This window comes from Candidatus Levibacter sp. Uisw_134_01, from assembly GCF_047717795.1.
GTDB lineage: Bacteria > Pseudomonadota > Alphaproteobacteria > Puniceispirillales > Marisalimonadaceae > Marisalimonas.
In genome coordinates, this window is record NZ_CP159808.1 from 2,191,291 (window position 1) to 2,215,546 (window position 24,256).

Genomic DNA, 24,256 nt, shown 5'->3' on the forward strand with positions numbered 1-24,256 from the left:
ACTGATGAAAGACAAAACTTCCTTTTTTATTAAGGGTTTTACTCAATTAGCTAGTTTAACTTTTTTAAGTCGTATTTCTGGGTTTATAAGAGATATATTTATAGCAACTTTTTTAGGTGCGGGTATTTTATCTGATGTTTTTCTTATTGCTTTTAAGTTACCTAACTTATTTAGAAGAATTACTGCTGAAGGTGCCTTAACTTCTGCGTTACTTCCAATTTATACCAAACTGATAGAAAAAAAAAATAAAGCATTTGCTATTAATTTTTATAAAGCTTTTATACTTAGATTTTTTATTTATTTGTGCATATTTACAATAGTTGTGCAAATATTTATGCCTTTTATTATACATGTTTTAGCACCGGGGTTTTCAGATAATAAACTTGTTATGAGTCATATAATATCATTAACAAGAATAACAATTATCTTTATGCCCTTGATATCAATAGTAGCTATTTTAGGTGTTGTAACAAATGTTGCAGGTAGATTTTGGCCTTTTGCGTTTACGCCTATTATTTTAAATTTATCTTTGATAATAAGTTGTTTTTTTATAGATGATTCTTTGATAATTAAATCTATGCCATTATCTATAGGAACAGTTTTAGCAGGCTTTCTACAATTAATTTTTATGTCAATAATTATTAAAAAATATAAGATTCTAAATACAAACAAAGCCAAAACAGAGGACGTATTTCTTAAAGATAAAGATGAGATCCAATCTTACATTAAAAAAACATGGTATAAATTTTTACCGGCTGCTTTGGGAGGAGGTATTCTCCAAATAAATTTATTTGTTGACACAATTTTAGCTAGTTTATTAGGTTTTGGTTCAATCTCATATCTTTACTTTGCAGACAGGGTTGCTCAGTTACCTTTAGGTATAATAGGAATTGCATTAAGCACTTCATTATTAACTTCTTTGTCAAAGTCAATTGCAAAAAATGATATAAAACAATTTTCAAATGAATTAATAATATCTTTAAAAATTGGATTATTTTTTTCAATTCCATCATTGTTCGTTCTTGTAAATTTTTCTGATTTAATTATTAATGTATTATTTCAAAGAGGACAGTTTGGCATAGAAGAATCTAATGAAACAGCATTAGCATTGAAAGCATACGCTTTTGGAATTCCAGCTTTCATCATTTTAAAGTCATGCCAGCCAGCTTTTCTTTCAGAAGGAAATACAAAAACCCCAATGTATATTGGAATTGTATTACTTATTTTAAATATAATTTTTTCACTAATTATGATGCGTTATTTTTATCACGCAGGGATAGCTTTAGCGACGTCAATTTCTTCATGGGTAGGATGTATTATTTATATTGTTCTTCTTATCAAAAGTGAAAAATTATCAAAACCTAAAATTAGTTTTGATCATTATGCTTTTAACATTTTTTCTATTTTTGTTTATTCTTTAAAGATAAGTTTTGTGTCTGTGTTTATGGTATTTATAATGAAATTTTTTGTGTATTTTTCAAAAAGTTATCAAATTAATGAATTTTGTACTTTATTAATAATAACCTCATTAGGGTTTTCAATGTATATTTTGACTTCTTCTTTATTAAGTTATATTCCTCAAGAGCTTTTAAAAAAACATGTTAAAATTTAAGAAAGATGAAAAAGTGTAATGACAATTCCTCAATCTAAACAAAACGAAAAAAGAATTTTTTCAGGTATTCAACCAACCGGTAATTTACACCTAGGTAATTATTTAGGAGCCATTAAAAATTGGGTAAAACTTCAAGAGGATTTTTCTTCTATTTTTTCAATAGTAGATTTACATGCAATAACAGTTCCACAAGAACCTTTACAATTAAGAGCATCAATACACGAGGTAACAGCTGCAATAATTGCTTCTGGAATAGATATAAATAAATCAATACTTTTTAATCAATCCTCCGTTAAAGAACATTCTGAATTAGCATGGATATTTAATTGTGTTTGTAGAATTGGTTGGTTAAATCGTATGACACAATTTAAAGAAAAAGCTGGTAAAAATAGAGAAAATGCTACAGTTGGACTTTATAGTTATCCGGTGTTAATGGCTGCAGACATCCTGTTATACAAAGCTACCCATGTTCCAGTTGGAGATGACCAAAAACAACACATTGAATTAGCAAGAGATATAGCATCCTCGTTTAATAATATGTTTACTTTGGACAATGAAAATAACTTCTTTAGTTTACCAGAACCTCAAATATTTGGACCTGCAACTCGAGTTATGAGTTTAAGGGATGGAACAAAAAAAATGAGTAAATCTGATCCATCAGACGCATCCAGAATTAATTTAACTGATACTAAAGAAGAAATATCTAGTAAAATTAAAAAAGCTAAAACAGATCCTAATCCGTTACCAGAAACAGTGGATGAACTTAAAAAAAGGCCAGAGGCATTTAATTTACTTAACATATACTCATCTCTATCAAATCAAACTCTTGATAAAACTGTTGAAAATTTTGTTGGGAAAGGCTTTTCCCATTTTAAACCTAAGCTTATTGAGTTAGCAGTTGAAAATTTAAACCCTATTTCATCTGAAATGAGATATTTGTTAAAAGATACAAAAGCAATAGACAAAATTTTGAAAACTGGAGAAATTAAAGCAAGACAGATTGCTGAACCAGTGTTGCAAGATGTTAAAAGTTTAGTTGGTCTTATTAACTAAACATGAAAGATAGTTGATAATTTTTAAAAAAATGATACTTTACATCATGGAGGTTTATAATGTTTATTCAAACTGAAGACACACCAAATCCTGAGACGTTGAAGTTCATGCCTGGGGAGAATGTATTAAAAAAGGGAACGGTAGACTTCTCAAATAAAGAGCAATCCAAGGTGTCACCGTTAGCTTCCCGTTTATTTGATGTAGATGGAGTAAGTAGAGTATTCTTAGGTTCAGACTTTATTTCAGTAACTAAAGATTCTAGTTTAGATTGGAATACTCTTAAGCCTTCAATTCTAACTGGAATTATGGAACATTATTCTAGTGGATTTCCAGTATTAAATGATGATGTATTAAACAACTCTGAAACTAATAATGAAGAAGATACTGAAACCATTAAACAAATTAAAGATCTTTTAGAAACTAGAGTTAGGCCTGCTGTAGCAATGGATGGCGGTGATATAACTTTCTGCTCATTTGAAGAAGGCGTAGTTACTCTTCAAATGAAAGGTGCTTGTGCCGGTTGTCCCTCTAGTACGGCTACTTTAAAAATGGGTATTGAAAATATGCTTAGACATTACATTCCAGAAGTTACAGAAGTTAAAGCAGCAGAATTATAATTTTTCAACAAATAATATGTTGACTAAAGCTAAAAAAATTAAAGATAAATATTTTATAAATATTTTATATTTATTGGTAATATTACTATTGTTTTTGTTAGGTTTTATAGGTCCAGGCTTCTGGAAAATGAACTCGCCTAACTTTAAGTTTGTTGTATTTCAAAAAGATCTGAACAAAGATACTATTATTGTAAATAAAGAAGTGAAATTTAACTTTAACAATAAATATTTATCTTCAGATCAAATTAATAAAAAATCTAAAGTTATCAAATGGTCAAATCAAGTTTTAAGAAGTATTGAAAATCAACTTCCCGTTCCACGGATGTATTTTTCTTCCATACCTAAAAATATTAATGAATATAAAATATTTGAAAAAAAGAAAGTCTTTTTGAGTATTTTATTACCCATAGCGTTAAGGGGGAACGAATTGGTTTTGGAAGAACGAAAGCGATTGAAAGTTGCCTTCCTAACCAATAATATTTATAAAATAGAATATTTTGCAAAAAAATATAAAGTTAAAAATTTTACAAAGATTAACTTTGGGAGCTTAAATAGCTTACAATTAAGAAATATAAAGAAAGAATTACTAATTAAAGTAAATAGAGTTCCTGTCTCCATGATAATTGCGCAAGCTATTATTGAAAGTGGATGGGGGGCTTCCAGATTTTCTCAAGAAGGTAATGCATTATTTGGTGAATGGACTTGGAAAAATAATGATGGGATTAAACCGAATGGAAATTTAGATGCAAACTTTGCTGTAAAAAGTTTCAAAAATATATCAGAATCACTTAATTCTTATATACTAAATTTAAATAGACATCCAGCGTATACAGAAATGAGAAATTATAGATCAATGATGTTTAAAGCCGGAAAAGACATTACGGGATATGACACTGCTGCATATCTGGAAAACTATGCAGAAATTGGATTAGCTTATGTAGAAAAAGTCAATGATATGATTAAAAGTAACAAATTATATAAATTTGAAAATTCTGTGTTAGAAAAGCGTTAAACTAAAATTATTTAACTATAAATTGTCTTCCTAACCATCTCCACCTGTTATCCTCTGCAGCCATAGTACAATTAATTCGGCCTCTCCCTCGGGAAAATGGTTCATTTAATCTTACTTCAATTCTATTTTTTCCAAGTCTTTTTGTATCAGATGTAATGCCATTACTTGCAAAACATCTAATCACGTTTTTTGGTTCAATTGAATTAGATAATGTAAAACCATAAAATGGAGGATTTTTTGAAATTAAAGGGTCTTTTGGTGACAAATCTGATATAGGTATAGGTAAAGCATTTACGGCTAACAAAAATCTTTCCATCCCCCCATATTTCTCATTCATCGCAAAGCGAGGTAACTCGTAAAGTCCTAGACTTTTGTGAGCTACACCAGAATGTTGACCAAATGCAGCTTCAAACCCATGAAATTTAACTTGCTCTAAAACTTCTAAATTATATTCTCCATAAGGATATGCAAAAATTTTAGGTTGACTGCCTATTTCATCAACAAATCTTTTATTTGACATTGAGAGTTCGCTTATAATCTTCTGTCTGTCAAGTTTATACATATGTGGGTGAGATTTAGTTTGGCTTCCAATAGTTATGCCATTATCTCTTAAAATACGTATTTCTTCCCAGCTCATATATCCAGGTGTATTATTGTCAATGACGTCTGTTGAAACAAATAATGTAAAAGGAATATTATGTTTTTTAAAAATTGGCCAAGCATAGTTAAAAACTGACGAATATGCGTCATCTATAGTAATTACAACAGATCTATCTTTGACTAACTTTTTATTATTTATGGCATCAAGAGCTTGTTCTATATTAATTACATTATACTTTGGTTTTAATAATTCATTTATATGCTTTAAAAACTGTTCTTTTTTAATATTTGTTGAAGGATATCTGTTTTCACCAAATCTATGATACATAATAAATGAAGCATAATTTGTCATTAAACCTTCTTTTTTGCTATTATCTTGTGCAAACGATAAATTAGTAAAAAATAAAAGTACAAAAGCAAAAAAATAATACATGCATTCCTCAAATTTTTAATATTAAAAGTTCTAATTTATTTACTTTAATATATAGTAAAAACATATAATACTAGATTTTTTTTGAAAAGTTTAAAAAGTAATTCATGTTTATTTCTATTGAAAGTAGTTCGTCTGATTTATCAGTAGCTTTATTAGGAAAAGAAAGATTAATTGATAGACTAACTATTCCTATTAAAAATGAATTGTCTGAAATAATTATTCCTACAATTAAAAATTTTTTGACGCACAATGGAATTACTTTTAAAGATATATCAACTTTAGTTATTGGTTGTGGCCCAGGAAGTTTTACTGGTATCCGTGTGGTTGTGGCAGCAGCAAAAGGTATTCAGATTTCTAATGTTTATATGAAGGTAATTGGAATAAACTCTTTAGCAGCTCTAGCAATGTCAGTATTAGAAGAAGCAAGTGAGAAAAATTGTAGCTATATTATTTCTTCAATAGATACAAAAAGGGGTGATATTTTTGCTCAGACATTTGAGGTAAATAACATAGTAAAATCAGAATTCCCTTTTTCTGCTATAAATCAAATTGATATATTAGAAATACAAAATTTAAAAAATTATTTATCAACTCACAAATTAATCACCAAAAATGTTTTATTTACAGGGCATAACTCAGAGTTATTGAAAAATAAAACTATTAATTTAAAAACATCAATTCAAGATAATCAAAATTCAAATGCTTTGTCAGTAGGAAAGCTAGCTTTACATTTTATAAATAAAAATATTGATTTTAAAAATACAGGAATAATTTTCAATAGCTTGAAACCAATTTATATTAGGCCTCCAGAAATAAATTAATAGTGGAATAATGATTAGCATAAAACCTATAAAAAAGAGTGATTATAATAAAATTTTAGTAATAGAAAAAAATCTTTTTAAAAATCCTATGACACAGATAGAGTTAAACAATTTTTTTAGTCAAAATGCCTTTAGAATTTGGAAAATAGAACAAGATAGAGTTTTAGGATATATATCGTTTTATCAAGTAAAAGACGAAATAGAGATAATAAGAATTGGTATTATAAAATCTTATCAAAGAATCAGTTTCGGATCACTGTTAATTGATAAAATTAAAAAATTAGATGTAAAAAAAATTTTTTTAGAAGTATCAGTCCAAAATGAAGAAGCAATAAATTTTTATATTAAGAATGGTTTTCAAAAAATTGGCATTAGAAAAGGATATTATGCAGACAATAAAAGCTATCGAATAGACGCGTTAAGGATGTGTGTTAAGCTTTAATAAAAATGAAACACTTAAAACTTATATTAGCAAAAAATATTTTATAGGTGCTAAAATGTTACTTAATAGGTTACGTGAAAATTTAGATTTCAGTCAGATCTATGGACATCATTTAAATTTCTTTTTTAAAAGTAAATCTTTTCCATTAGAACCGACCATAAAAAAAAATATATTTCCAAAAATAGAACTTGGAGATTTTGTTATTAAATTAGCAGACAAGAAATCAGAGTTAAAAAAAGCTCAAGCACTTAGATACTCCATATTTTATAAAGAAAAAAAAGCTAAATCAACTTTTCAAAAAAAAATTACGAGATTAGATTATGATAAAACTGACAAATTTGCTGACCATTTAATAGTAATAGATAAGAAGAGAAAAGGGATTAAAAATAAAGTTGTAGGCACGTATAGATTGATACGCGGTGACATAGCCTCACGTTTTGGAGGATTTTATACATCGTCAGAGTTTGACCTTACTAATATACTTAATTCATACAATCATAAAAAAATATTAGAGTTAGGGAGATCTTGTGTTCATAAGGATTATAGAAATGGAGCTATAATGAACTTGCTTTGGAAAGCGATTGCTGAATATATTAAATTGTACGACATAAAAGTATTATTAGGATGTGCAAGTTTTCAAGGAACAAATGTACAAAAACTATCAAAAGAATTATCATATTTGAGAAGTAATTTTTCTCTACCAGACGAGATATCAGTCAAAAGTTTAGTCAATAGTAATTATCCGGTTTATAATAGAAATAATATCAATGAGAGTGGCTTAAGAATATTTGTTAAATTACCTCCGCTAATAAAAGGATATCTTAGAGTTGGTGGAAGAGTAAGTGATGGCTTTTTTATTGATTATGATTTCAACACAATAGACCTTTGTGTAGTTGTACAAACAGAAAATATCGATAAAAAATACAAGAATAAATTTTTAAATTAATGTGATTGAATATGACAGTTAAACAAAATATATATAATAACCCAATAGATAATTTATCATATTTAGATTATTTCATTTTTTATCTAAAGTTAATTGTTTTTGTCTTATTTTCTTTTCCTTTAATATTTACAGCCCTAATTTTGGGAGAAATAATTCCCTTTTTTGGAAAATGGTTACCTGTAATTTTTCATAAATTACTTTTGTGGTTGTTATCAATAAATGTAGAATATGAGGGTAATTATCAAAGAGCAAAAGACTGTAATTTCTTTGTTAGTAATCACCTTTCTTATCTTGATATTCCAATATTAGGATCAATTTTTCCTCTTAGATTTGTTGCTAAATCTGAGGTAGAGTTTTGGCCAGTTTTTGGATTTTTATCTAAACTAGCTAGAACAATTTTCATTAAAAGAAAACGATTAGATAGTGTTATCCAAAAAAGTAAAATTTTTGATCTTTTATCATCTGGTGATAAAGTTTGCATATTTCCTGAAGGCACTACATCTGATGGTAATAGAGTATTAGATTTTAAATCCAGCTCTTTTTCTGCATTAGAAAATCAGAATTTTTTAATTCAACCTGTAATTATATGCTACTCAGACTTAAATGGAATTCCCATAAATAGATGGTTAAGGCCAGTCATAGCTTGGTATGGAGATATGGATCTTAAACCACATATTTTAAAGTTGGTAACTTTAAGGTCAATAAAAATAAAATTAATATTTATCGACCCTGTATGTAGTAACCATTTTGCATCTAGAAAAAATTTAAGTAATTACTTAGAAGAAAAAATAAAATTTATTTATTCGAGTTCTTTTTCAAAAACACTTGCAAGATAAGGACATTATATGTCAGTAATGACACATATTTTAAAGTGTATGGTTAATGAAAAAACTTTTTATTAAAACTCATGGTTGCCAGATGAATTTTTATGATTCTGAAAAAATGGTAGACCTTCTTAAACCTCATGGTTATCAAATAGATGAAAATCCTGAAGATGCCGACATAATAGTTATTAACACATGTCATATTCGTGAAAAAGCAGTTGAAAAAACATATTCAGAGCTTGGACGAATTAGAGATCAAGTCAATTTGAGAAAAGAAAAAACAGGGAAAAAATCTATTGTAGCTGTAGCAGGTTGTGTGGCCCAAGCACAGGGTAAAGAAATAATGAAGAGATCTCCTTGGGTAGATATTGTAGTTGGTCCTCAGTCATACCAAAATTTACCTGAACTAATAGCAAAAGTTGATCCTCTAACAAAAAACAATCATATCAATATTGAATTTCCAACTGTTCCAAAATTTGATCATTTAAAATCTATTGTAACTGAAAGAGGTCCATCAGCATTTTTAACTATTCAAGAGGGATGTGATAAATTTTGTGCTTTCTGCGTAGTTCCATACACTAGAGGAGCAGAATACTCTAGGCCAATAAAATCTATACTAGATGAAGCTAAAGAATTAATAGACAATGGGGTTAAAGAAATTACTTTATTAGGACAAAATGTTAATGCTTGGCATGCTGAATGGACAGATAAGAATGTATGGGGACTAGGGCGCCTTATAAAAGAATTATCTAAAATTAAAGAGCTTGAATTTATTAGATATACTACCTCTCATCCTCTTGATATGGATTTAGAACTTATTGAAGCCCATAGAGACGTAAGTAAATTGATGCCATACTTACATCTTCCTATTCAGTCTGGATCTGATAATATTCTTAGATCAATGAATAGAAAACATACTGTGAAAGAATATATAAAAGTTATAGAAAAAGTTCGACATTATAACCCAAATATAGCTCTTTCTGGAGATTTTATAGTTGGGTTTCCTGGTGAAACTGATAAAGATCATCAAGCAACATTAGATTTAATAAAAGAAATAAAATATTCTCAAGCTTATTCTTTTAAATATTCTATAAGACCAGGAACACCAGCTGCTATTTCTCTCAATCAAGTTGACGAATCATATAAAAAGTCAAGATTAGAAGAAGTACAAAATATATTAAGAGATCAACAATTTGCATTTAACAAACAATCTATTAATTCAACTTTAAAGATTTTAGTTTTAAAAAACGGCAAAAAATCTAATCAATACCTTGGAAGGTCACAATATAATCAATCAGTATACTTTAATTGTAATGAAAAAAATATAATTGGTTCAACTGTTGATATAAATGTTACTCAAGCTTTTCAAAACAGTTTAACCGGTAACATTATTAATATTTAATCAACAGAAGGTGTAATTTAATTTGCAAAATATTAACAATAAAGAAGAAATTACCATTGATTTTCCTAATAATTCTTTGGTAGCCATTATTGTTGGTAATCATAATTTAAATTTAACAAAATTAGAGAAGCTTTTAGATGTCAATATAAACTTATTTGGAAACCAGTTTAATATTTCTGGTGAATCGAAAAAAATTCAGATTACTAAAACTATTATTAATAATGTTTATACAAAATTATCTAATAAAAAAATTAATAAATTAAACTTGAATTTTATGGAGTTTGAAACAGAGTTTAGAATGTTGGCTGGTAAAAGTAGTTCAAATTTTGATTTAAATGATCATCAAGTTATTAATCAAGACAAGTTAGTCACTTGGAAGAAACATATTTTTCCTAAAAGCATTGGTCAGAAAAAATACTTGAATGCTTTAAATAACTATGAACTTGTTTTTGGACTTGGTCCTGCAGGAACAGGAAAATCATATTTGGCTGTCGCTAAAGGTATTGATATGTTAAAAAAAGGACTTGTAGAAAAAATTATTTTAACAAGGCCTGCGGTAGAGGCTGGAGAAAGATTAGGGTTTTTGCCAGGAGATATGAAAGAAAAAATTGATCCTTATTTAAGACCTATCTATGATGCTCTTTATGAAATGATGCCATCTGACAGGGTTGAAAAAAAAATACAGTCAGGAGAAATAGAAATTGCCCCTTTAGCGTTTATGCGAGGTAGAACTTTTACAAATTCGTATGTGATAGTTGATGAAGCTCAAAATACAACTTCAGTCCAAATGAAAATGGTTTTAACTCGTATTGGTGAAGGTTCAAGAATGGTAATAAATGGTGACCTAAGTCAAGTCGATTTACCAAAAGGTCAAATGTCGGGCTTAAAAGAAAGCCAAAAAATACTTAATAAAATAGAAGATATTAAGTTAATTTATTTAGAAGCTAGCGATGTTATTAGACATCCTATAGTTGCAAAAATTATAAAAGCTTATGATAATATTAACAAAGATTTACAATAATAAAAAATCATGAATAATTTAAATCAAGGCTACTATAAAATTTGGAAAAATGACTTTTATACCATTGAGGCTAATATTGTTAGATCATTATGGGAAGATAAGTTTATAAAGAGTTTTGAAAAGAGATTAAACGAAATTATATTAGAAATTTTTGAAAACTCAAAAAACACACTTTTAGAAAATAATATTTTAATTTCAATATTATTTACTGGAGATAAGAAAGTTGCTGAATTAAATAATTATTATAGAAAAATCCATAAACCTACAAATGTATTGTCATTTCCTTCCAAAGAAATTAACAATAGAAATGAAATTTTTTTAGGTGATATTGTGTTTTCCAGTCAAACTATTACAGAAGAAGCTAAAACAGATAATAAAAACTTAGAAGATCATTTAATACATCTTTTCATTCACGGTGTCTTGCATTTACTTGGTTATGATCATCAGAAAAAACATGATGCACACATAATGGAAAGTTTAGAAATAAAAATTTTAAAAAATTTAAAAATAGATAATCCTTATAATTAAATTTATAGATCTTAACTAAATAACAGTAAACATTAGTAGGTTAATGAAAATAAAAATACCAAAGTTTTTAAAACATTCAAATCATGAAAAAAAACAACTTGATGAAGAGTTAGAGCAATTCGTTGCAAAAAGAATTAATGAAGATGATTCAAATGGTAAAACTTTAAGTCATGAAAATGAATTATTAAAAAATTTAGCTGGATTGACAGGCATCAATGCATCAGATGTAATGATACCAAGAGTAGATATTGTTTCAGTAGCTATGTCTGATGATTTTAATGAGATAGTTAAACAACTAATCAAGACTAATCATAGTAGAGTTCCAGTTAGGAACGAAAGTTTAGATGATATTGTTGGTATTCTTCATATAAAAGATGTTTTAGCAAACTTATTTTTACAAGAAAAAAAAGATATAAAATCACTATTAAGAAAACCCATATTTGTGTCTCCTTCAATAAGTTTATTAGATCTTTTATATGAGATGAGAGTCGAAAGAAGGCATTTGGCGCTTGTTGTTGATGAATATGGTGGTATTGATGGTCTTGTAACTATTGAAGATTTAGTTGAAGAGTTAGTTGGGGACATAGAAGATGAGCATGATCTATCGACAGAATGCCGATTAGAAAAAATGCAGGATGGATCCATAGTTTTAGAAGCAAGAATTACAATGGATTTAATCGAAGATCTTTTATCATCAATTAGAAAAGAAGATTTAAATGAAGAAATTGAAACTCTTGGAGGTTTTATAATAAACATAGCTGGAAGAGTTCCTGTTAAAGGAGAAGTTGTAAAATATTCCCCATCTGGGTTAAAGTTTGAAATATTGGAAGCTGATCCTAGAAAAGTCATCTTAGTTAAATTAAGAGGATTAAACAAATTATTGCGTTATGATGAATCAAAATAATTAAATAGCTTTATGAATAAATTATATAAATCAACTATAGCACTATATATGTTTAATTTTTTTGTTGGTGCAATAGCAACTTTCTCCATTGCCCCGAACTCATTTTTTCCATTAATCTTTTTTTTAGGTTTTGGTATTTATTCTATAAGCTTATTACCTTCACTAAAAAAAATATTTATAGCATCTTGGTTTCTAGGTTTTGGATGGTTTTCATTCGGACTATATTGGATTGGTTCAGCATTTCTTGTTGCCGACACATATCATATATACCTTATGCCTTTATCTATTATAATTTTACCTAGTATATTAGCAGCTTTTTGGGCTTTAGCATTTATTTTTGGTAAATTACTAACTCCAAAAGCTTCATCTCCTATTTTATTCATTGTTATTAATCTGGCCTTAATTGAATATTGTAGAGCAAATATGTTTACTGGTTTCCCCTGGTTAATGCCTTCTATATCACTTGCATCTAATCAATATATTTTACAAACTTTATCTTATGTCGGTAGTTTTTCAGGTAATTTAGTTATTTTAACATTGAGTATTTTACCAATAATTTTATTTTTACATATGCCTAACAAAAAGTTAATTTTTTTATTACTTTTTATTCCTATTTTTATTTTATTTATTTGCTCTTTTATGAGGTTCTTTAATAAAGAACCATTAGTTATGAATGAGAATAAAAAGATAGTTCTTGTCCAGCCTAACATAAAGCAAAGGGATAAATGGAATATAAAAAAAAGGAAAGATCATATCCAAAAACTTATAAAATTATCATTTGAACAAAAACATAATTTCGAAAATAAATATAAAATTATTATTTGGCCAGAAACAAGTTTTGAAGGCTTTATACCTAATGAACTTAATTTATTGTCAAGTATTAGCAAAAAAATAATAAAAAATAAAAATACAACCTTAATTGTTGGTCTATTAAGTCAAGAAAATAGAAAATTATTTAATTCATTAATCTTTATAAAAGCAACTGGCAAAATAGATAATAAATACGATAAAATTCATTTAGTACCTTTTGGTGAATATATTCCTTTTAGGAATAAGCTAAAAAAAATTGCTAATTTTTTAAGTCCAAGGGATTTTTCAACTGGAGTGAAGAAAGAAAATATAAACCTAAGAGGTTTTGGAGAAATTATTACCCTAATATGTTATGAAATTTTATTTTCAAATGAGGTAAATAGAAGGATATCTGATAATACCAAGTTAATTATAAATATTACAAATGACGCATGGTTTGGTAATACAGTTGGACCTTATCAGCATTTGGCACTAGCAAAGATTAGAGCGGTAGAGACAGGTTTGCCATTAGTTAGAGTGGCAAATACTGGAATATCAGCATTTATTTCGCCTTATGGAGAAGAAATTGTAAAAATTTCTCTAAATAAAGAAAGCGTTAGGGAGGTAAATTTAATTTCACCTTTAGACCAAACATTATATAAAAATTTTGGAGATTTAATTTTTGCTATTTCAATTTTATATTTAATCTCTATAAACTTCCTTATGTTTTATTTTCAAAGAAAGGTAAGCTATGTTAAATAATTTTCTATTTACGTCTGAGTCTGTCTCAGAAGGACACCCTGACAAAATATGTGATAGAATATCTGACACTGTTGTTGACTTAATGTTGGCAAAGTTTCCAGAAGCCAGGGTTGCTTGTGAAACGATGGTTTCAACTAACAGAACAATTATTGCAGGAGAATATAGGCTTCCAAATGGAATTGAAATAAGTAATGATGAAATTGAAAGACATGTTAGAAAAGCTGTGCAAGACATAGGTTATGAGCAAGAAAACTATCATTGGGAAAAAATGCATTTTGAATGTCATCTTCATTCTCAATCTGCTGATATTGCATTAGGAGTAGATCAATTAGGTAATAAAGATGAAGGGGCCGGTGACCAAGGTTTAATGTTTGGATTTGCTTGTGATGAGACAGAGGATTTAATGCCTGCAGCAATTTATTATTCTCATAAAATTTTGAAAGAAATGTCTATTTTGAGAAAGACTGATAAAAACAACTTTCTTCTTCCTGATAGTAAATCCCAAATTACACTTGAATATCAAAATGGTAAACCAATTAAAACAAGCTCTATAGTAGTGTCTACACAACATGTAAAAGGTTGTTCACAAGAAGACATAAAAAACTTAGTTAGAGATGTTGTTAAAAAGGTTTTGCCTGACGGTTGGATGTGTCCAGAAGATGAGTTCTATGTAAATCCAACTGGTATTTTTGAAATTGGTGGTCCAGATGGAGATGCAGGTTTAACGGGCAGAAAAATTATAGTTGACACTTATGGCGGATCAGCGCCTCATGGTGGAGGTGCTTTTTCAGGAAAAGATCCTACAAAAGTAGATAGATCAGCTGCTTATTTGACTAGGTATTTAGCTAAAAACGTTGTGGCAGCAAAGCTGGCAAGGAAATGTACTATACAAATTGCTTATGCAATAGGAATTTCAAAGCCACTATCATTATATGTCAATACAGATGGTACAGGAATTATAGAAGATACTAAAATAGCTAAAATTCTCAATAATTTAGTAAATATGTCACCTAGAGGAATAAGAGAGCATCTCCGATTAAATCAACCAATTTATGTACCAACTTCAGCGTATGGACATTTTGGAAGAAAGCCGAATGAAGGTGTAGAGGGATCGTTTAGTTGGGAAAAAACTGATCTTGTTGATGCTATTATTAAAGAATCTGGTATTTAATTGATTTTCGATGCATCAAAAAAACTAATTAGGTTTTATGGAAGAAGAAAAGGGAGAAGCCTCTCAGTAAATAATCAATTTGCACTTCAAGAAGGTGCAAAGTATTTTATAAAAAATTCTCATTTATCTTTAACTTCAAAACTAATCTTAGAAGATTTAGTTGAATTTAAACCAAAAAAAACAATTCTTGAAATCGGGTTTGGAAGTGGAGAGAATCTCCTTAAATCTGCTAAAACGAATCCTGATATTTTGTACTTAGGAGCAGATCCATTTTTAAATACTAATGCTAAATGTATTAAGGAAATACTTAATTATAATATAAAAAATATAATGATATGGCCTGATGATATAAGAAAAATTATTGAATTTTTTCCTTCAAATATATTTTCTGAGATTAAAATATTATTTCCAGATCCTTGGCCAAAATTTAAACATAAAAATAGAAGATTAATTCAAGATAACTTCCTGATTTCTCTTTATAATGTTCTAAAAACAAACGGTATTATCACTCTTGGAACTGATCATTTTATTATGAAGAGTTGGATATTAGAGATTTTTCAAAATAATTCAGGATTTCAATGGACAGCTGAAACAGCTGCTGATTGGAGAACTAAGCCGATTCATTATGTTGCAACAAAATATGAACAAAAGGCTATAAATGAGAATAGAGATCCTCATTGGTTTATTTTTAAAAAAATTTAATAAAAATTTTAGGATAAACTAACTACAAGCATCCAAAGTTATTGATTTTTTATTAAATTAAAATTATAATGAATATAATGAGCTTTATAGCTCATTTTTTTTTATTTTGATGAGTTTAAAAGTTACATGATTGAAAATAATATTAAGGACTTATTATTTACAAGATTGAAAGTTTTGGGCTATCACCTCATTCGTGTTAAAGTGATTAACGCAAGTGGTAAAAAAACATTGCAGATTATGGCCGAGAGAATTAAAGATAGGGAGATGGATATTAAGGATTGTACTTTTTTAAGTAAGCAAATATCCTCGTATTTAGAAGTTGATGATCCAATAAGTTCGAGTTACATATTAGAAGTTTCATCAGGAGGCTTGGATAGGCCCTTAACAATATTAGATGATTACAAATGGCTTAAAGGATATAAAGTTAAAATAATATTGAAAGAACCTTTCATGGGTAAAAAAAGTCATATTGGTTTCTTAAGAGGTGTTGACGAAAAAAATTTAATAATTCTAAAAACCGACGAATTTGAAATGAATATTGATTTTCCAGAAATTGACAAAGCGAATATTGATATCAACTGGGCTATTGAGAACAAGCAAATTAAGTAAATTATAAATAATTATATAAGGAAATAAGATGGAATTAAAATCCATACCTAGATTAGAACTTATTCAAGTCGCTGAAGCCGTGTCTAGAGAAAGATCTATTGATAAAGAAGAAGTTATTTTAGCAATGGAAGAAGCTATTCAAAAAGCAGCAAGGTCTAAATATGGCTTGGAAAGAGATATTAGGGCAAATATAGATAGAAAAAACGGTTCCATAAATATTGCTCAATTTACAGAAGTAGTTGAAACTATTGAAAATCAATTAACACAAATGACTTTTGGTGAGGCACAAAGGAGAAAACTAACACTTCAAATTGGAGATTTTTACAAAGAAGCCCTTCCTCCAATAGATTTTGGTCGAATTGCTGCACAAACAGCTAAACAAGTTATTTCTCAAAAAGTTAGAGAAGCTGAGCGCGAAAGACAATTTCATGAATATAAAGATCGAATAGGTGAAATAGTAGTTGGAACTATCAAACGAGTTGAGAACCACTCAGTAACAATTGACCTAGGTAGGGGTGAAGCAATAATAAAACGGGATCAAATGATTCCAAGAGAACAACTAAGGCCTGGAGATAGATTAAGATCTTTTATAGTGGATGTTACCCAAGAAACTAGGGGGGCTCAAATATTTCTATCAAGATCTTCTAATGATTTTTTGGCAGCTTTATTCACACAAGAAGTTCCAGAAATATATGATGGCATTATAGTCGTTAAAAGTGTTGCAAGAGAACCAGGTAGTAGAGCAAAAATATCTGTATTTTCAAACGATCCAAGCATTGATCCGGTTGGTGCGTGCGTTGGTATGAGAGGTTCTAGAGTTCAAGCGGTAGTTAGTGAGTTACAAGGTGAAAAAATTGAAATAATTCCTTGGTCAGAGGATTCTGTTACTTTAGTTATTAATGCTTTAGCTCCAGCTATTCCTTCAAAAGTTGTTATGGACGAAGATGCTGGTAGAATGGAAGTTGTTGTTCCTGATGATCAACTTTCATTAGCTATTGGCAGAAGGGGTCAGAATGTAAGATTAGCTTCACAATTAACTGGTTGGTACGTAGACATACTTACAGAAGCAGAAGAATCAGAAAAAAGACAAGTTGAGTTTACTGAAAGAACAAAAATTTTTATTGACGCCCTTGACATTGATGACGTTATTGCTCATCTGATGGTCAGCGAAGGTTTTGCTACTATATCTGATATAGCAGATGCAGCATTAGATGAATTAACCAATATAGAAGGGTTTGATGAGGATTTAGCTTCAGAACTTAGCAATAGAGCAAAAAACTTTGTCAAACTTGAAAATGAGCGAGTTGAAAAATCAATAAAAAAATTAAAAGTAAAAAAAGATTTATATGATTTTGCTAACTTAACTAAACAAAGTATTTTAACTTTAGCTGAAAATGGAATTATAACATTAGATGGCTTGGCAGAATTAGATAGTGAAGAGCTGTTTAATATTTTAGGTAAGGACGTTTTTGCAAACGAAGATGATGCTGGTTCAACAATCATGAAAGCACGAGAACATTGGTTTTCAGAAATAGATTCAGAAAAATAATTTACCAACTGAATGAGTTTAGGGATTAATACTATGGAAGAAAAATCAAGTGGCGAAAGAAAAAAATTAAGCCTTTCTTTAGGAGGTAAACTAACTTTAAAAAACCCTATTCCATCTTCTAAACTGCCTAGCAGTGTTACAACTAATGCTAGATCAGGAAGAAGCACTGTTCAAGTTGAAGTCAAAAGAACAAAAAGACCAGTTAATAGAACCCCTATAAATGATATATCTAGACAAACACCTAATCCGGAAACAAGATCTGGTTTAAGCGCTAAAGAAATTCATTCTAGAAGTAAAATGTTACAAGAAGGTCTTGCAAAAACTGCTGCTGAAGCTGAAACTATAGCTATAGAAAAAATTGAACAAACTAAAATTGAGGAAGCTCGTATAGCTGCTAATGCTCAAGAAGCAGCTGAGGCAGCATCTAGTTTAGCTCCTAAAGATAAAGTATTAGCAAGAAGAAAATCCGAGACGAATGAAATTTTAGAAATAAAAAAAATTGAGGATGAACAAAAGCAAGCCCAAATAGAAGTTAAAAAAGCTGAAGAAGCCGCTTTACAGGCTGAAAAAGATAGACAAAAATTAGCCGACGACGAAACAGTTCCAGGTAATACCAAGGTATGGACAGCAAATAAAACCCAAGATAGAGAAGCTTACAAAGAAAATGTTAAAAAGACTATTTGGAATAGAGGAGGTAACGAGAAAAGACAAGGTAAAATTACTATTGCTCGAGCATTAGACTCAGAGAACGTAAGAGTTAGATCCCTTGCATCAATAAAAAGAAGGCGTGAAAAAGCAAGAATGCAGGCTGACCAAACGCCAGCTGTAAAACAATTTAGAGAAGTTATAATACCTGATACGATAACCGTTTCTGAACTAGCAAATAGAATGACTGAAAGAACAGCGGACATCGTTAGAGAATTGATGAAAAACGGAATTATGGCCACAGCAACTGAAGTAATTGATGGAGAGACAGCTGAATTAATTACAACAGAATTTGGGCATAAACCAAAAAGAGTATCGGAATCAGATGTTGAATTAGATTTAACTATTCAAGAAGATAATCCAGAAAATTTAACCTCTCGACCTCCTATTGTTACAATAATGGGTCATGTTGATCATGGAAAAACATCTTTATTGGATGCTTTAAGACAAACTAAGGTAGCTGATGGAGAAGCTGGTGGAATAACCCAACATATAGGTGCTTATCAAATAACAAGTAAATCAAATTCAAAAATCTCTTTTATTGATACCCCTGGACATGAAGCGTTTACTGAAATGAGAGCAAGAGGCGCTAATGTTACTGATATTGTTATTTTAGTTGTTGCTGCAGATGATGGAATTAAACCACAAACTGTAGAAGCAATTAAACATGCTAAAGCTGCTTCGTGCCCTATAATTGTTGCAGTAAACAAGTGTGACAAACCTGAAGCCAATCCTCAAAAAGTGAGAACAGAATTACTTCAGCATGAATTAATCCCTGAGGAAATGGGTGGTGATATTCAGTGTATTGATGTTTCTGCTAAAACTAAATTGGGTCTAGATAATTTAATAGATGCCCTAGAATTGCAAGCAGAATTAATGGAATTAAAAAGTGACGCTACTATTAACGCTAATGGTGTTGTTATAGAATCAAAAGTGGAAAAAGGTAAGGGCTCAGTTATTACAATGTTAGTAAAGTCTGGTACACTTAATGTTGGTGACATAATAGTAGTTGGTAGTGAATCAGGTAAGGTTAGGGCTTTATTAAATGATAGTGGAAAAAGGATTCATAATGCTGGTCCTTCGACTCCTGTAGAAGTTTTGGGCTTATCTGGAACACCAAATGCTGGTGACTTAGCCCATGTTGTAGAAACTGAGTCTAGAGCAAGAGAAATTGCTGAGTATAGATCAAGAAAATCTAAAGAAAAAGAAGCTACATTAACGGCAAGAGGATCTGTAGAACAAATGTTAGCAAACATTCAAGCAGGGGAGTCCTCAGAATTACCAGTTATTATAAAGTCAGATGTTCATGGATCGCTGGAAGCTATAAAAGTCGCTTTAGATAAATTAGGTAATTCATTAGTTAAGGTTAGAGTATTATCTGGAGCAGTTGGAGCAATTAGTGAATCAGACATATCATTAGCTGCTGCATCTTCTGCCTTGGTATTTGCGTTTAATGTTAGGGCAATCCCACAGGCTAGAGATTTAGCAAGAAGAGATAACGTAGAAATAAGATACCATTCAATCATTTATGAATTAATTGAAGACACAAAATTAGCACTTACAGGTATGTTAGATCCTGACATGCAAGAAAGTTTCATAGGCTACAGTGAAATTAAAAAAGTTTTTTCAGTGTCCAAAATAGGTAAAATTGCTGGATGTTTCGTCACTGAAGGAATAGTAAAAAGAGGATGTAGCTTTAGACTTTTAAGAGACAACACAGTAATTCATCAAGGAATGCTTAAAACATTAAGGCGATTTAAGGACGAAGTAAAAGAGGTTCGTGAAGGTAACGAATGTGGAATGGGATTTGAAAATTATAATGACATTCAGGAAGGTGACGTCTTGGAATGTTTTGAAGTAAAAGAGGTAGCAAGAAGTTTAGATTCGGTTGATAAGAAAGCTGGTTAATTATATTATGAAAAATAATTTTGATTATAAATCTGGCAAAAAAAAAAAAGACAATACAATAAAGTCTCAAAGGCAGTTAAAGGTTGGTGAAGAATTGAGACATTTAATTTCTAATGCATTGCACCGTGAAACATTTTATGACCAAATACTAGAGACTAATAATATTACAATAACTGAAGTCGATGTTAGTTCTGATTTAAAAAATGCAAAGGTGTATGTAATGCCTTTAGGTGGGAAACAAAAAGTTGAAGTGATTGACAGCCTAAATAAAGTGAAAAATCATATTAAAAAATTAATTTCAAGTGGCATTACCTTAAGACAAATTCCAAAAATTAATTTTATAATTGATAATTCTTTTGAATATGCCAAACATATAGATCAAATTTTACACAAAATTAAAAATTAATTTTAAATATTACATATGTGAGGGCTATTATTAAAAAAAATATTAATGGTTGGATCATAGTTGACAAACAAGCTGGTATTACATCTAGGCAAGTTGTAACTAAAATTTCTAAAATATTAAACCTTAAAAAGGTTGGTCACGGGGGGACACTTGACCCTTTAGCTACAGGTATTTTACCAATTGCTATTGGAGAAGCAACAAAAGTTATATCGCTTGTTCAAAGCAAAGAGAAAAAATATGCTTTCATAATCAAGTGGGGTGTGTCAACAGAAACAGATGATTCAGAAGGTAAGGTTTTAGAGATATCAAAAGCTCGGCCTACACATAAAGAGATAACAAGCATTCTTAATTGTTTTATTGGTAATGTATTTCAAAAACCACCACTCTATTCTGCAATTAAAATTAATGGACAGCGTTCTTATAAATTGGCCAGACAAAAAATTGAAATAGAACATAAACTCAGAAAAATAAAAGTTTACAATTTGACTTTAAAAAAAATTATTGATGTTAATTCAGCGGAATTTGAAGTTACCTGTGGTAAAGGTACATATGTTAGATCATTAGCTAGGGATATAGCAGAAAAACTTAATACAAAAGGGCATATAATTAGTCTAAGAAGGTTGTCAGTTGGTACTTTTGATGAAAAAGATACGATTTTTATAGATTTTTCTAAAGAAATAATACATAGTCCATCGGTTTTAGAAAAATTATTACCAATCGAAACTGTGCTAGACGACATCCCGGCATTAGTTTTAAACGAAATAGAAGCGAGGCAAGTTAAACAAGGTCAAAAAATCAAATTTGAGTCATTACAATTTATAAAAAATTTTGAACTAAAGTATCCAAATTATAATGCATTTGAAAAAATTTGTGCTATTTGTGACAAAAAGTTAATAGCTCTTATAAAAATTGAAGATGGAAAAGTTAAGCCTGCTCGTATAATAAATTTTTAATAGAAAGGAAGTTACGATGTCGATTGAAAAAGACAAAACAATTGAAATTATTAAAGACTTTGGAAGCAATGAAACCGACTCAGGTTCTGCAGACGTGCAAGTTGCAATTTTGACTGAAAGAATAAAAAACCTTACAGAGCATTTAAAAATACATAAAAAAGATTTTGGATCTCGTCGTGGACTGCTTAGTATGGTTGGTCAAAGAAGAAATTTATTGAAATACATAAAAAACAAAAATGAAAATCGTTATTCAGATTTAATTAAAAAGCTAGGTTTACGAAGATAAATTCGTTTAATATATTTAGTTTATTATAGCTGAAGTAATAAGCATCAAGGTTTTAAAAGTTAGAGGAAAGCATTATGTTTGAAGTTTATAGAAAAGAAATAATTTGGGGTGGTAGAACCTTAACATTTGAAACAGGAAAAGTTGCTAGACAAGCAGATGGAGCTGTGATGGTTTCTTATGGTGGAACTACAGTTTTATGCACAGCAGTTGGTGCTTCATCAGCAAAACCCGGAATAGATTTTTTCCCATTAACTGTTAACTATCAAGAAAAAACATTTGCTGCTGGAAGGATCCCTGGAGGTTTTTTTAAAAGAGAAGGAAGACCATCAGAAAAAGAAACATTAGTTTCAAGATTAATAGATAGACCAATTAGACCACTATTTCATAAAAACTATAAAAACGAAACTCAAGTTATTGTAACTGTATTAGCTCATGACATGGAAAATGACCCTGATATTGTTGCATTAATAGGAGCATCGGCTGCTTTAACAATATCAGGCTTACCTTTTATGGGACCAATAGGAGCTTGTAGGGTTGGCTGGGATGGAAATAATTATATTTTAAATCCCACTGTTGATCAAATGCAAAGCGCAAATCTAGACTTGGTTGTCGCAGGCACTAACGAAGGCGTTTTAATGGTTGAATCTGAGGCATCAGAGTTGTCAGAAGAAATCATGTTAGGAGCGGTAGATTTTGGTCATAAAGAAATGGAAGATGTTATAAAAGCAATTATTGACTTGGCTGAAGTTGCCGCAAAGGAGCCTCGTCCATTACCGGCAGAGCCTGATGAAAAAGACTATTATTTAAAAATTATTAAACCATTTAAGAAAAACTTTGAAAAAGCTTACAAAGAAATGGATAAGTCAAAGCGTTCAAAAATGCTATCTGAAATCAGAGGTGAAATTTTAGTAGAATTTGGTGATAACCTAAATACATCATTAGCTTCTTCATTAACAAAAGAGGCTGAAGCTGAAATTGTAAGAGGAAATATTTTAAAAACTAAAAAAAGAATTGATGGAAGAGACACAAAAACTGTAAGACCAATTATTGCAGAAGTAGGCACTTTACCTAGATCACATGGCTCTTCTCTTTTTACTAGAGGTGAAACTCAAACATTAGTCGTAGCGACTTTAGGAACAGGTCAAGATGAGCAGATAATTGATGCTTTGGAAGGTGAATACCGATCCAAATTTATGTTACATTATAATTTTCCTCCTTATTCTGTTGGTGAGGCTGGAAGGGTCGGTTCTCCAGGAAGAAGAGAAGTTGGTCATGGAAAACTGGCGTGGAGAGCGGTTAATCCATTGTTACCTTCTGGCGAAGATTTTCCTTATACGGTAAGAGTTGTTTCAGAAGTTACAGAATCTAATGGTTCTTCTTCTATGGCTACGGTATGTGGCACTTCTTTAGCCTTAATGGACGCAGGTGTTCCAATAAAAAAGCCCGTTGCAGGAATAGCTATGGGATTGATAAAAGAGAAAAAAGATTTTTCTGTTCTATCAGATATATTAGGTGACGAAGATCATTTAGGTGACATGGATTTCAAAGTTGCAGGTACTGAAGATGGAATAACAAGTCTTCAAATGGATATTAAAATCACATCAATTACGAAAGAAATTATGAAAATAGCTTTAGATCAAGCTAAAGACGGTAGAATTCATATTTTAAATGAAATGGCAAAGGCTATAGGTTCATCTAGAGAGACTTTAGCGGACACAGCGCCAAAGATAACAACAATGAAAATAAAATTAGAGAAAATTCGTGATGTTATTGGGCCTGGTGGAAAAATGATTAGAGAGATATGTGAATCAACTGGAGCTAAAGTAGATATAGAAGATGACGGTACCATTAAAATAGCTGCATCTGATACAGAGTCTTCACTAGCTGCGCAAAAGAAAATAAATGATATTGTTGCTGAAGCTGAGTTAGGCGTGATATATAATGGTAAAGTTGTAAAAACAGTAGATTTTGGTGCCTTTGTAAATTTTCTTGGTACTAAAGATGGGCTAGTCCATATTTCTGAATTACAAAATGCTAGAACAGAAAAAACAACTGACATTTGTAAAGAAGGTGATAGTGTAAAGGTAAAGGTTATTGGTTTTGATGATAGAGGTAAAGTAAAGTTATCTATGAAACGTGTTAACCAAGAGACAGGTGAAAACATAGAAGATAAAAAAGAAGACTAATTGAATAAAAGTTGG

23 protein-coding genes are annotated in these 24,256 nt (G+C 29.9%); 22 read left to right on the forward strand and 1 reads right to left on the reverse strand.

Features of this window, described 5'->3' with window-relative positions; genetic code table 11:
• The first annotated feature begins 4 nt into the window (after positions 1-4).
• The 4 genes from murJ (at position 5) to ABXT66_RS11135 (ending at position 4,294) form a co-directional block, all read left to right on the forward strand.
• Positions 5-1,612, forward strand: coding sequence for a murein biosynthesis integral membrane protein MurJ (gene murJ / locus ABXT66_RS11120; protein ID WP_443643584.1), 1,608 nt, complete (start codon positions 5-7; stop codon positions 1,610-1,612).
• A gap of 18 nt (positions 1,613-1,630) precedes the next feature.
• Complete coding sequence (trpS, locus tag ABXT66_RS11125; protein WP_443643585.1) at positions 1,631-2,665, forward strand: tryptophan--tRNA ligase; 1,035 nt, start codon at positions 1,631-1,633, stop codon at positions 2,663-2,665.
• Positions 2,666-2,724: 59 nt separating this feature from the next.
• Positions 2,725-3,282: a NifU family protein gene (locus tag ABXT66_RS11130; protein WP_443643586.1), complete on the forward strand. Its 558-nt coding sequence runs from the start codon at positions 2,725-2,727 to the stop codon at positions 3,280-3,282.
• A gap of 127 nt (positions 3,283-3,409) precedes the next feature.
• Complete coding sequence (locus tag ABXT66_RS11135) at positions 3,410-4,294, forward strand: glucosaminidase domain-containing protein (RefSeq protein WP_443643587.1); 885 nt, start codon at positions 3,410-3,412, stop codon at positions 4,292-4,294.
• Between the two features lie 7 nt (positions 4,295-4,301).
• Here the strand turns inward: ABXT66_RS11135 and ABXT66_RS11140 are convergent, their stop codons facing one another.
• Positions 4,302-5,327, reverse strand: coding sequence for a polysaccharide deacetylase family protein (locus tag ABXT66_RS11140; protein WP_443643588.1), 1,026 nt, complete (start codon positions 5,325-5,327; stop codon positions 4,302-4,304).
• A gap of 104 nt (positions 5,328-5,431) precedes the next feature.
• Here ABXT66_RS11140 and tsaB point away from each other — a divergent pair, with 104 nt between their 5' ends.
• The 18 genes from tsaB to pnp all read left to right on the forward strand — a co-directional run bounded on the left by tsaB (position 5,432) and on the right by pnp (position 24,241).
• Complete coding sequence (gene tsaB, locus ABXT66_RS11145) at positions 5,432-6,148, forward strand: tRNA (adenosine(37)-N6)-threonylcarbamoyltransferase complex dimerization subunit type 1 TsaB (protein ID WP_443643589.1); 717 nt, start codon at positions 5,432-5,434, stop codon at positions 6,146-6,148.
• Positions 6,149-6,158: 10 nt separating this feature from the next.
• Complete coding sequence (locus ABXT66_RS11150; protein ID WP_443643590.1) at positions 6,159-6,590, forward strand: GNAT family N-acetyltransferase; 432 nt, start codon at positions 6,159-6,161, stop codon at positions 6,588-6,590.
• A 55-nt stretch (positions 6,591-6,645) separates the two neighbouring features.
• Complete coding sequence (locus ABXT66_RS11155) at positions 6,646-7,536, forward strand: GNAT family N-acyltransferase (RefSeq protein ID WP_443643591.1); 891 nt, start codon at positions 6,646-6,648, stop codon at positions 7,534-7,536.
• A gap of 11 nt (positions 7,537-7,547) precedes the next feature.
• Entirely contained in the window at positions 7,548-8,372 is an 825-nt protein-coding gene (locus ABXT66_RS11160; protein WP_443643592.1) for a lysophospholipid acyltransferase family protein, read from the forward strand.
• Between the two features lie 46 nt (positions 8,373-8,418).
• Positions 8,419-9,762, forward strand: a complete 1,344-nt coding sequence (miaB, locus tag ABXT66_RS11165; protein ID WP_443643593.1) for a tRNA (N6-isopentenyl adenosine(37)-C2)-methylthiotransferase MiaB — start codon at positions 8,419-8,421, stop codon at positions 9,760-9,762.
• 22 nt (positions 9,763-9,784) lie between these two features.
• Positions 9,785-10,783 carry a PhoH family protein gene (locus ABXT66_RS11170; RefSeq protein ID WP_443643594.1) on the forward strand — a complete coding sequence of 333 codons (999 nt, stop codon included), beginning with the start codon at positions 9,785-9,787 and terminating at the stop codon, positions 10,781-10,783.
• Positions 10,784-10,792: 9 nt separating this feature from the next.
• The gene (gene ybeY, locus ABXT66_RS11175; RefSeq protein ID WP_443643595.1) at positions 10,793-11,311 is read left to right on the forward strand and encodes an rRNA maturation RNase YbeY; all 519 of its coding nucleotides are present in this window, start codon (positions 10,793-10,795) and stop codon (positions 11,309-11,311) included.
• 43 nt (positions 11,312-11,354) lie between these two features.
• A complete protein-coding gene (locus ABXT66_RS11180; protein ID WP_443643596.1) occupies positions 11,355-12,215 on the forward strand; it encodes a hemolysin family protein in 861 nt (286 codons plus the stop codon).
• Between the two features lie 48 nt (positions 12,216-12,263).
• Positions 12,264-13,766, forward strand: a complete 1,503-nt coding sequence (lnt, locus tag ABXT66_RS11185; protein ID WP_443643597.1) for an apolipoprotein N-acyltransferase — start codon at positions 12,264-12,266, stop codon at positions 13,764-13,766.
• Positions 13,756-14,937: a methionine adenosyltransferase gene (metK, locus tag ABXT66_RS11190; RefSeq protein WP_443643598.1), complete on the forward strand. Its 1,182-nt coding sequence runs from the start codon at positions 13,756-13,758 to the stop codon at positions 14,935-14,937. Before lnt ends, metK begins: the two co-directional genes overlap by 11 nt.
• A complete protein-coding gene (gene trmB / locus ABXT66_RS11195) occupies positions 14,938-15,639 on the forward strand; it encodes a tRNA (guanosine(46)-N7)-methyltransferase TrmB (RefSeq protein WP_443643599.1) in 702 nt (233 codons plus the stop codon).
• 126 nt (positions 15,640-15,765) lie between these two features.
• Positions 15,766-16,248, forward strand: coding sequence for a ribosome maturation factor RimP (rimP, locus tag ABXT66_RS11200; protein ID WP_443643600.1), 483 nt, complete (start codon positions 15,766-15,768; stop codon positions 16,246-16,248).
• 28 nt (positions 16,249-16,276) lie between these two features.
• Complete coding sequence (gene nusA / locus ABXT66_RS11205; RefSeq protein ID WP_443643601.1) at positions 16,277-17,797, forward strand: transcription termination factor NusA; 1,521 nt, start codon at positions 16,277-16,279, stop codon at positions 17,795-17,797.
• Positions 17,798-17,830: 33 nt separating this feature from the next.
• Positions 17,831-20,410, forward strand: a complete 2,580-nt coding sequence (infB, locus tag ABXT66_RS11210) for a translation initiation factor IF-2 (protein WP_443643602.1) — start codon at positions 17,831-17,833, stop codon at positions 20,408-20,410.
• A 7-nt stretch (positions 20,411-20,417) separates the two neighbouring features.
• Entirely contained in the window at positions 20,418-20,816 is a 399-nt protein-coding gene (gene rbfA / locus ABXT66_RS11215) for a 30S ribosome-binding factor RbfA (protein WP_443643603.1), read from the forward strand.
• A 17-nt stretch (positions 20,817-20,833) separates the two neighbouring features.
• Positions 20,834-21,769 carry a tRNA pseudouridine(55) synthase TruB gene (gene truB / locus ABXT66_RS11220; RefSeq protein ID WP_443643604.1) on the forward strand — a complete coding sequence of 312 codons (936 nt, stop codon included), beginning with the start codon at positions 20,834-20,836 and terminating at the stop codon, positions 21,767-21,769.
• Positions 21,770-21,785: 16 nt separating this feature from the next.
• Positions 21,786-22,055, forward strand: coding sequence for a 30S ribosomal protein S15 (gene rpsO, locus ABXT66_RS11225; RefSeq protein WP_443643605.1), 270 nt, complete (start codon positions 21,786-21,788; stop codon positions 22,053-22,055).
• Positions 22,056-22,129: 74 nt separating this feature from the next.
• Positions 22,130-24,241, forward strand: a complete 2,112-nt coding sequence (gene pnp, locus ABXT66_RS11230) for a polyribonucleotide nucleotidyltransferase (protein ID WP_443643606.1) — start codon at positions 22,130-22,132, stop codon at positions 24,239-24,241.
• Positions 24,242-24,256 lie beyond the last annotated feature (15 nt).

What these genes read in the sequence shown, in the direction of transcription:
- ybeY (WP_443643595.1), top strand. Translation starts at nt 10,793, where the DNA reads ATGAATAATTTAAATCAAGGCTACTATAAAATTTGGAAAAATGACTTT.
- murJ (WP_443643584.1), top strand. Translation starts at nt 5, where the DNA reads ATGAAAGACAAAACTTCCTTTTTTATTAAGGGTTTTACTCAATTAGCT.
- rimP (WP_443643600.1), top strand. Translation starts at nt 15,766, where the DNA reads ATGATTGAAAATAATATTAAGGACTTATTATTTACAAGATTGAAAGTT.
- ABXT66_RS11140 (WP_443643588.1), bottom strand. Translation starts at nt 5,327, where the DNA reads ATGTATTATTTTTTTGCTTTTGTACTTTTATTTTTTACTAATTTATCG.
- ABXT66_RS11155 (WP_443643591.1), top strand. Translation starts at nt 6,646, where the DNA reads ATGTTACTTAATAGGTTACGTGAAAATTTAGATTTCAGTCAGATCTAT.
- miaB (WP_443643593.1), top strand. Translation starts at nt 8,419, where the DNA reads ATGAAAAAACTTTTTATTAAAACTCATGGTTGCCAGATGAATTTTTAT.
- ABXT66_RS11135 (WP_443643587.1), top strand. Translation starts at nt 3,410, where the DNA reads ATGAACTCGCCTAACTTTAAGTTTGTTGTATTTCAAAAAGATCTGAAC.
- pnp (WP_443643606.1), top strand. Translation starts at nt 22,130, where the DNA reads ATGTTTGAAGTTTATAGAAAAGAAATAATTTGGGGTGGTAGAACCTTA.
- ABXT66_RS11160 (WP_443643592.1), top strand. Translation starts at nt 7,548, where the DNA reads ATGACAGTTAAACAAAATATATATAATAACCCAATAGATAATTTATCA.
- ABXT66_RS11180 (WP_443643596.1), top strand. Translation starts at nt 11,355, where the DNA reads ATGAAAATAAAAATACCAAAGTTTTTAAAACATTCAAATCATGAAAAA.
- infB (WP_443643602.1), top strand. Translation starts at nt 17,831, where the DNA reads ATGGAAGAAAAATCAAGTGGCGAAAGAAAAAAATTAAGCCTTTCTTTA.
- ABXT66_RS11130 (WP_443643586.1), top strand. Translation starts at nt 2,725, where the DNA reads ATGTTTATTCAAACTGAAGACACACCAAATCCTGAGACGTTGAAGTTC.
- ABXT66_RS11150 (WP_443643590.1), top strand. Translation starts at nt 6,159, where the DNA reads ATGATTAGCATAAAACCTATAAAAAAGAGTGATTATAATAAAATTTTA.
- trpS (WP_443643585.1), top strand. Translation starts at nt 1,631, where the DNA reads ATGACAATTCCTCAATCTAAACAAAACGAAAAAAGAATTTTTTCAGGT.
- tsaB (WP_443643589.1), top strand. Translation starts at nt 5,432, where the DNA reads ATGTTTATTTCTATTGAAAGTAGTTCGTCTGATTTATCAGTAGCTTTA.
- metK (WP_443643598.1), top strand. Translation starts at nt 13,756, where the DNA reads ATGTTAAATAATTTTCTATTTACGTCTGAGTCTGTCTCAGAAGGACAC.
- rpsO (WP_443643605.1), top strand. Translation starts at nt 21,786, where the DNA reads ATGTCGATTGAAAAAGACAAAACAATTGAAATTATTAAAGACTTTGGA.
- rbfA (WP_443643603.1), top strand. Translation starts at nt 20,418, where the DNA reads ATGAAAAATAATTTTGATTATAAATCTGGCAAAAAAAAAAAAGACAAT.
- nusA (WP_443643601.1), top strand. Translation starts at nt 16,277, where the DNA reads ATGGAATTAAAATCCATACCTAGATTAGAACTTATTCAAGTCGCTGAA.
- lnt (WP_443643597.1), top strand. Translation starts at nt 12,264, where the DNA reads ATGTTTAATTTTTTTGTTGGTGCAATAGCAACTTTCTCCATTGCCCCG.